2 protein-coding genes are annotated in these 1,288 nt (G+C 61.6%); both read right to left on the bottom strand.

Annotated elements, in window-relative coordinates; genetic code table 11:
* The coding region (locus GPA21_RS20185) for a patatin-like phospholipase family protein (protein WP_211163743.1) at nt 1–460 on the bottom strand (460 nt) is incomplete at its 3' end.
* 136 nt (nt 461–596) lie between these two features.
* A partial coding sequence (rarD, locus tag GPA21_RS20180; RefSeq protein ID WP_168989847.1) for an EamA family transporter RarD occupies nt 597–1,288 on the bottom strand: 692 nt, incomplete at its 5' end.

Below are 1,288 nucleotides of genomic sequence, written 5' to 3'. Positions count from 1 at the left end.
TCGCGGTCACGAACACCTTCAGCCTGGAGCAGCGACGCACCCGCTCGAAATCGACGTTGGCCTCGACAAGGTCACGCAGGGGATTGAGATTGAGTGGGTTGAGCTCGTAGGGCGAGAAGATTCTCGACAGATGGTCAAAGAAGAGATAGCTCGGCGAGTTGTCGAGACTCCAGTCGCCGCTGATCCGGGCCCAGAGGTCGCGCTGAATCGGACTCGTGGTCGCCGCGACGCTGACCGCCTTCCAGAATCGGGCGAGATGCTCGCGCGCGCCCTCCGGCCCACCTGCCTCGAGGCCGTCGGCCATGACTACCGCATTCATTGCGCCGGCACTTGTGCCGCTGACACCTTCGATGCGAAGTCGCGGCTCCTGAAGCAGGCGATCGAGCACGCCCCAAGCCAGCGCCCCGTGTGCCCCACCGCCCTGCAAAGCCAGTTCGATCGTTTTGGTTGCTTTGGTCATGTACTGCCCTCGATTCATCACTGAATGTGGCAGTGCACCATAAAGAAGGCGGGCGCGGGATGCAAGTTACGTACGGTTTCGCCCCGACGGTGCGCGCCGGATCGATTCGCTCAGGCGATTGGAATGAATTTGCGGCTCAGCGATTGCGCTGTTGCCACGCGGACCAGGAATACAGCGCCAGTGCAATCCAGATCAGCCCGAAGCTCGCGACCTGCACGCCGGTAAGGGTTTCGCCAAAGATCAGCAAGGCAGTGAGAAACTGCATCGTCGGATTGATGTACATGAGGAAACCGACGGTTGCGAGCCTCAGGCGGCGAGTCGCTCCAGCAAACAGCATCAGCGGCAAGGCGGTCACCACGCCGCTGGCCACCAGCAGGCTGCTCTGCCAGGCATTTTCCAGAAAATGGGAGCCGCCACTGCCCACGAGCCAGGCGAGCGCGAGCAAACCGACCGGGAGCAGCAACAAGGTCTCCACGAACAGCCCGGACAAACCATCAAGCGGCACTGGTTTGCGAAGCAAGCCGTATGTGCCGAAGGTCAGCGCCAGCAGCAACGCAATCCAGGGCAACTGCCCGAGCAGCACCAACTGGAGTGCAATCGCCCCGGCTGCCAGGCCGACGGCCCATGCCTGCAGTTTCGCCATCCGCTCCTTGAGAACGAGAATCCCAAGGGCGACATTCACCAGTGGTGTCATGAAGTAGCCGAGACTGGACTGAAACACCTGGCGGGTCTCGACGGCATAGATGAAGATTGCCCAGTTCGCGCCAATCAGCAACGCGCAGTCAAATACGCGCCCCAGCCTCGCAGGCTGCGCCAATGCGTCAACCA

Origin of the sequence: Azoarcus taiwanensis (assembly GCF_012910885.1) — a bacterium.
Lineage (GTDB): Bacteria > Pseudomonadota > Gammaproteobacteria > Burkholderiales > Rhodocyclaceae > Azoarcus_F > Azoarcus_F taiwanensis.
The sequence above is the reverse complement of the archived record's forward strand: the minus strand, read 5'-3'. Positions and strand labels throughout refer to the sequence as shown.